The 6261-nt window shown below is 67.6% G+C and carries 6 protein-coding genes; 1 reads left to right on the top strand and 5 read right to left on the bottom strand.

What is annotated here, in order from left to right:
- Nucleotides 1-690, top strand: a 690-nt coding sequence (locus tag QOH60_RS25935) for a YncE family protein (protein ID WP_526424756.1), incomplete at its 5' end; no start/stop codon positions are given.
- Between the two features lie 16 nt (nucleotides 691-706).
- On the opposite strand, the gene proB is transcribed toward QOH60_RS25935, so the two are convergent.
- The 5 genes from proB to QOH60_RS25960 form a co-directional block, all read right to left on the bottom strand.
- Nucleotides 707-1810, bottom strand: coding sequence for a glutamate 5-kinase (gene proB / locus QOH60_RS25940; protein ID WP_526424757.1), 1104 nt, complete (start codon nucleotides 1808-1810; stop codon nucleotides 707-709).
- Complete coding sequence (gene obgE, locus QOH60_RS25945; protein WP_526424758.1) at nucleotides 1807-3291, bottom strand: GTPase ObgE; 1485 nt, start codon at nucleotides 3289-3291, stop codon at nucleotides 1807-1809. The genes proB and obgE overlap by 4 nt, the downstream gene beginning before the upstream one ends.
- A gap of 102 nt (nucleotides 3292-3393) precedes the next feature.
- The gene (gene rpmA / locus QOH60_RS25950) at nucleotides 3394-3660 is read right to left on the bottom strand and encodes a 50S ribosomal protein L27 (protein WP_526424759.1); all 267 of its coding nucleotides are present in this window, start codon (nucleotides 3658-3660) and stop codon (nucleotides 3394-3396) included.
- 11 nt (nucleotides 3661-3671) lie between these two features.
- Nucleotides 3672-3977 (bottom strand): 50S ribosomal protein L21, encoded by a 306-nt coding sequence (rplU, locus tag QOH60_RS25955; RefSeq protein ID WP_526424760.1) that lies wholly within the window; start codon nucleotides 3975-3977, stop codon nucleotides 3672-3674.
- A gap of 165 nt (nucleotides 3978-4142) precedes the next feature.
- Nucleotides 4143-6261: Rne/Rng family ribonuclease (locus QOH60_RS25960; RefSeq protein WP_526424761.1), on the bottom strand; the 2119-nt coding region annotated here is incomplete at its 5' end.

Consider the following 6261-nt stretch of genomic DNA (forward strand, 5'->3'; position numbering starts at 1 on the left):
TCCTCAGACGAGTTGTCCGAAGTCCAGCTGAACGACGGGCGGGTGCTGTCAACGGCGACGGGTGTCGGCCGTCAACCGCACGACGCTGTCCTCACGTCGAGCGGCACCGTGGTGGTCACCAGCGAGATGGGTGGTGGCGTGGTGTTCGTGCGCGAGGGGCGTGTCGTGGGGTCGCTGACTGCCGGTCCGGTGCAGCCGGGAGGCGTGGCCGCGGTGGGCAGATACGCCGCGGTGGCCGACGTGCAGGGCAACGGCGTATGGGTCTACGACGGCGACACGCGCCAGCAGGTCGCCCAAGCGCCCGTCGGGGTGAAACTGACTCACGCCGTGGGGATTTCAGGTGACCTCGCTGCGTTCGCCGACACCGACGGCGGGGCGGTCCTGATCGACCGCGTTGATCCGCAGATCACCCAGGTTACCAAGGTCGACGCCCCGGGCAATCCCTACGGGCTGGCGTACGACGCACAGCGTCGACGGTTGTTCGTCACGCTTACAGCGTCCAACCTCCTGCGAGTCGTTGATCTCGCCGACCCCGCCAAACCTCGGACACTTGGCGACGTCCCCACCGTCCGGCAACCGAATTCTGTCGCGGTGGAACCACGTTCGGGAGCAGTTCTGGTAACCGGCAGCGGCCCCGCAGGTAAGGGCAGTCTGCAGATCGTGACCCCCGACCTGCTGCCGACGCCGTGACCTCCCAGCCTGGCGCCTAAACGGCGACGAGATCGTCGGCGTGCACAGCGGGCCGGCGGAGCTCCGTCGGCAGCTCGGACGTCGAACGGCCGATCATCGTCGCGAGCTCGGCCGCGTCGTAGGCCACCACTCCCCTGGCCACCACCGTGCCAGCGGGATCCTGCAGCTCCACGACGTCACCGCCGAAGAACCGGCCGGTCAGCGCGGTGATACCGGCCGGCAGCAGCGAACGACGATGGGCAGTGACCGCGCGCACCGCGCCGTCGTCGAGGATCAGTGAACCCGCCGATTCGGCGGTGTGACGCACCCAGAACCGGCGCGCCGACATCCTGGCGGCGCGCGGCGCGAACACCGTGCCCACCGAAGCCTCCGTCAGTGCCGTCGCCGCGTCGGACGCGGCCGCCAACAGCACCGGCACCCCTGCGTCTGAGGCCAGCAGCGCCGACGACAATTTCGACGCCATCCCGCCAGTCCCGAGATGGTGGCCACGACCGGCCACCACACCGTCGAGGTCCGCGGCTGCGGTGACCTCAGAGATGAAGCGCGCGTTACCTTTTCGCGGATCTGACTCATACAGCCCGTCGACGTCGGACAACAGCACCAACGCATCGGCGCCCACCAGGTGCGCTACGAGCGCAGAGAGTCGGTCGTTGTCGCCGAACCGGATCTCGTTGGTGGCGACCGTGTCGTTCTCGTTGACGATGGCCACCGCGTGCAGGGCACGCAACCGGTCCAATGTGCGCTGGGCGTTGGTGTGCTGCACCCGCATTGCGATGTCGTGCGCCGTCAGGAGCACCTGGCCCACTGCGCGCTGGTAGCGGCGAAACGCCGCACTCCACGAGTTCACCAGGGCCACCTGGCCGACGCTTGCCGCAGCCTGCTTGGTGGCCAAATCCGAAGGGCGACGTGATAATCCGAGCGGCTCGAGTCCGGCGGCGATAGCTCCCGACGACACAATGACGACGTCGGAGCCGGCCTTCATCCGCGTCTCGATCGCGTCGGCGAGCTTCTCGAGCCGGCCGACGTCGAACATCCCCGTCGAGGTGGTCAACGCGGTGGTGCCGATCTTGACCACGACGCTGCGCGCGGTGCGCACCGCTTCCCGATGCGGCGACGTCACTGCTCGTCTCCGGCCGGATGCTCTTCGCGCAAGCGCTCATCGACGTGTTTGCGGCGCTCCCGTCGCGCCGCCTTGCGTTCATCGGCCGACACCCGGTCGGAGCGCTCGAGCCGCACGTCGGTGCCGCGGCCCGACGGGATCACCTCGACACCTGCCGGTGTCTGGGGCTCCCACTGGAACGTGACGTCACCGATCGTCACGTCACAGCCGGGCGCTGCGCCCAGCTTCAGCAATTCGTCCTCGACCCCCAGCCGCGCCAGCCGGTCGCCGAGATATCCGACGGCCTCGTCGTTGTCGAAACTCGTTTGGCTGACCCAACGTTGGGGTCTCACACCGTGCACGACGAACGCGCCGCGCTGTTCGGGGTCCGGCTCGACGGTAAAACCGCTCTCGTCGACGGGCACCGGCCGGATGACAGGGCGACGCGGTGGGGCGGCGGGATGTTCGGCGCGGTAGCGGGTGACCATGTCCAACAACGCGAACGTGAGCGGCCGCAGACCCTCGTGCGTCAACGTCGACACCTCGAACACCGGCCAACCGAAACGGCGGGCGATCTCGTCGCGCACGAACTCCGCGAGCTCTCGCGCCTCGGGGACGTCGATCTTGTTCAGCACCACCGCACGCGGCCGCTCGGACAGGTCTACCAGCGCCGAATCTCCTTGCAGCCGAGGTGAATACGCCGCCAACTCGGCCTCCAGCGTCTCGATGTCGGACACCGGGTCGCGACCGGGCTCCAACGTCGCACAGTCGACGACGTGCACCAGCACCGCGCATCGCTCGATGTGGCGAAGGAATTCCAGGCCGAGCCCGCGGCCTTCGGACGCGCCGGGGATGAGGCCGGGAACGTCGGCGATCGTGAACGTCTGATCGCCCGCCGACACCACGCCGAGATTGGGCGTCAGCGTGGTGAACGGGTAGTCGGCGATCTTGGGCTTGGCCGCCGACAGCACAGAGACCAGCGACGACTTGCCCGCCGACGGGAACCCGATCAGCCCGACGTCAGCCACCGTCTTGAGCTCGAGCGTCAGGTCGCGCGTGTGGCCCCGCTCACCGAGCAGCGCGAACCCCGGTGCCTTACGAGCGCGCGACGCCAGCGCCGCGTTGCCCAGCCCGCCGCGGCCGCCTTGGGCCGCTTCGAATGTTGTTCCGGTGCCGACCAAGTCGGCCAGCAGCCGGCCGTCGTCGTCGAGCACGACGGTCCCGTCGGGAACCTTGAGGTAAAGATCGTCGGCTGCGGCACCGTCACGGTGAGAACCCTGACCCTGCTTGCCCGAGTATGCGGACACATGCGGGTGGAAGTGGAAGTCGAGCAGCGTGTGCACCTGCGGATCGACGACCAGGTAGACGCTGCCTCCGCGTCCTCCGTTGCCGCCGTCAGGACCGCCAAGAGGCTTGAATTTCTCCCGATGAACCGATGCGCAGCCGTTGCCGCCGTCGCCGGCCCGCACGTGTATCACCACGCGGTCGACAAAGCGAGACATGGATGCGTCCTCCTCAATCGAAACTCACGCTATGCAGAAGAAGTGCGAGTAACCAGCTGCAAAACGTGAATCTCGGCGCGGCGGGCGAGAATGCGCGAGGAGCTAGTCCGCCGAACGCACGACGGGAACGATGTTGACCAGTTTGCGGCCACGCTTCTCGGCGAATTCGACTGCGCCCGCGGCCTTTGCGAACAGCGTGTCGTCGCCGCCGCGCCCGACGTTGTCGCCGGGGTGAAAGTGGGTGCCGCGCTGACGGACGATGATCTCGCCGGCCTTGACCACCTGGCCGCCGAACCGCTTGACGCCAAGCCGCTGAGAGTTCGAGTCGCGACCGTTGCGGGAGCTGGATGCGCCCTTCTTGTGTGCCATCTGTCGCTCCTCTACTTGATCCCGGTGACCTTCAGCACGGTCAGCTGCTGACGATGACCCTGCCGCTTGTGATACCCGGTCTTGTTCTTGAACTTGTGGATGCGGATCTTCGGGCCTTTGGTGTGTTCGAGCACCTCGCCCGTCACCGCGACCTTCGCGAGCTTGCCCGCGTCGGTGGTGACGTCAGATCCATCGACAACCAGCGCCACCGGCAGCGACACCTTGGCGCCGGGTTCGGCGTCCAGCTTCTCCACCTTGACGATGTCGCCTGCGGCAACCTTGTACTGCTTGCCGCCGGTCTTGACGATTGCGTACATCACTCTGCTCCTCGGGGCGCGCGCCACCCGGGCTGCGCGTGCGGGTCTTGGGTTTCGCCGCCGGTCAGGCCTGGCGACAACTGGTCAAGGTTACGTGACCAGCGCCTTAAGGGTCAAACCACGCCGATGAGCCGCTTGCGCGAAGAGCAACCACGCTGCTAGTGCTCAAGCTTCGTGAGCCGGCGGGCCAGCTGGCCGAGCCGCCGAGCGCCGCGGCCGCCTCGCCTGGGCAGCCGCCACCTGCGCCGTAACGAGCTCTTCGTCCTCGTCCTCGTCGTCATCGTCGGACTCGTCGTCCTCGTCGGACTCGTCGTCGGAGTCCTCGTCGTCAGACTCGATCTCGAGGTCGTCGTCCAGGTCTTCGTCGTCCTCATCGAGGTCGACGTCGATCTCGTCGTCGTCCTCGGAATCGTCGTCAGCGTCGTCCTCGTCCGAATCGTCCTCGTCCGAGTCGTCGAGGTCGTCGTCTTCGAGGTCCTCGTCGGCGATTTCGCGGATCGCATCCGCCACCACACCGGGCCTCTCGACTGCCTCGTCGACGTCCTCGTCAGTGAGGTCGTCGCCCTCTTCGGTGCGCGCCGCGGCCATCGCCTTGAACAGCGGGTGCTCGCCGGGCGCGTGCGTAGGCACCTTGGCGATCGCCGGCTCGTCGGCGCGGCCTTTGCGCGACCGCTTGCCGCGGCGGCCGCCTGTCTCCTTGCGGCCGGTGGTCGTGGAATCCACCGGATCGGCGTGCAGGAGGATGCCGCGACCGGCGCAGTGCGGGCAGGACGTGGAAAACGCCTCGAGCAAGCCGGTGCCCAGACGCTTGCGGGTCAACTGCACCAAGCCCAGCGACGTCACCTCCGACACCTGATGACGGGTGCGGTCCCGGGCCAGCGCCTCGGTCAGCCTGCGCAATACCAGGTCGCGATTGGATTCGAGCACCATGTCGATGAAGTCGATGACGACGATGCCGCCGATGTCGCGCAGACGCAGCTGCCGCACGATCTCCTCGGCGGCTTCGAGGTTGTTGCGGGTGACGGTTTCCTCGAGGTTCCCGCCCGAGCCGGTGAACTTGCCGGTGTTGACGTCGACGACCGTCATCGCCTCGGTCCGGTCGATCACCAGCGTGCCGCCCGACGGCAGCCACACCTTGCGGTCCATCGCCTTGGCCAGCTGCTCATCGATGCGGTGCACCGCGAACACGTCAGGACCCTCCGGCGAAGCGGGCTCATACTTGTTCAGCCGCGGAACCAGTTCGGGTGCAACGGAATTCACGTAGTCATTGATCGTGGTCCAGGCGTCGTCCCCGGAGACCACCAGGCCCGTGAAATCCTCGTTGAACAGGTCGCGGATGACCTTTACCAACACGTCGGGCTCCTCGTAGAGCGCGACTGCCGCGCCCGCCGCCTTGCCCTTGATCTCTACGGCCTGCTCCTCGATCTGCGCCCAGCGCTCCTGAAGGCGCGTGACGTCGGCGCGGATGGCATCTTCCTTGACGCCCTCCGATGCGGTCCGGATGATCACCCCGGCCTCGGACGGCACGACCTCGCGCAAAATCTCCTTGAGCCGCTGGCGCTCGGTGTCGGGCAGCTTGCGGCTGATCCCCGTCGACGATGCGCCAGGCACGTACACGAGATAGCGGCCGGCCAATGACACCTGCGTGGTGAGCCGCGCACCCTTGTGCCCGACGGGGTCCTTGCTGACCTGCACGACGACGTAGTCGCCCGGCTTGAGTGCCTGCTCGATCTTGCGCTGCGCGCCGCCGAGACCTGCTGCGTCCCAATTGACTTCACCGGCGTAGAGCACGCCGTTGCGGCCGCGGCCGATGTCGACGAACGCGGCCTCCATCGACGGCAGCACGTTCTGCACGATGCCAAGGTAGATGTTGCCCACCAGGGAGGCCGATGCCGCCGACGTGACGAAATGCTCGACGACGACGCCGTCCTCCATGACCGCGATCTGCGTGTACCGAGCGCCCTCGTGTGGCGGCTCGGTACGGACCTTGTCGCGGACGACCATCACCCGCTCGACGGCTTCGCGCCGGGCAAGGAATTCGGCCTCGCTCAGGATGGGCGGACGGCGCCTGCCCGCGTCACGGCCGTCCCGGCGGCGCTGCCGCTTGGCCTCCAGCCGGGTCGATCCACTGATGCCCTGGATCTCGCTGTTGGCTTGATCTCGATCGGCCTTGTCTTTTTGGGCCCGCGGCGCCCGCTCGTGCACGACGGTGTTGGGCGGATCGTCCGGGGAGCCGGTGCCGTTGTCGTCACCGGAGCCCGACTTGCGGCGGCGACGGCGGCGA

This window comes from Mycobacterium sp. (assembly GCF_032159765.1).
Lineage (GTDB): Bacteria > Actinomycetota > Actinomycetes > Mycobacteriales > Mycobacteriaceae > Mycobacterium.

Coding starts and splice junctions, on each gene's coding strand:
- obgE (WP_526424758.1), bottom strand. CDS start 3,291: ATGTCTCGCTTTGTCGACCGCGTGGTGATACACGTGCGGGCCGGCGAC.
- rpmA (WP_526424759.1), bottom strand. CDS start 3,660: ATGGCACACAAGAAGGGCGCATCCAGCTCCCGCAACGGTCGCGACTCG.
- rplU (WP_526424760.1), bottom strand. CDS start 3,977: ATGTACGCAATCGTCAAGACCGGCGGCAAGCAGTACAAGGTTGCCGCA.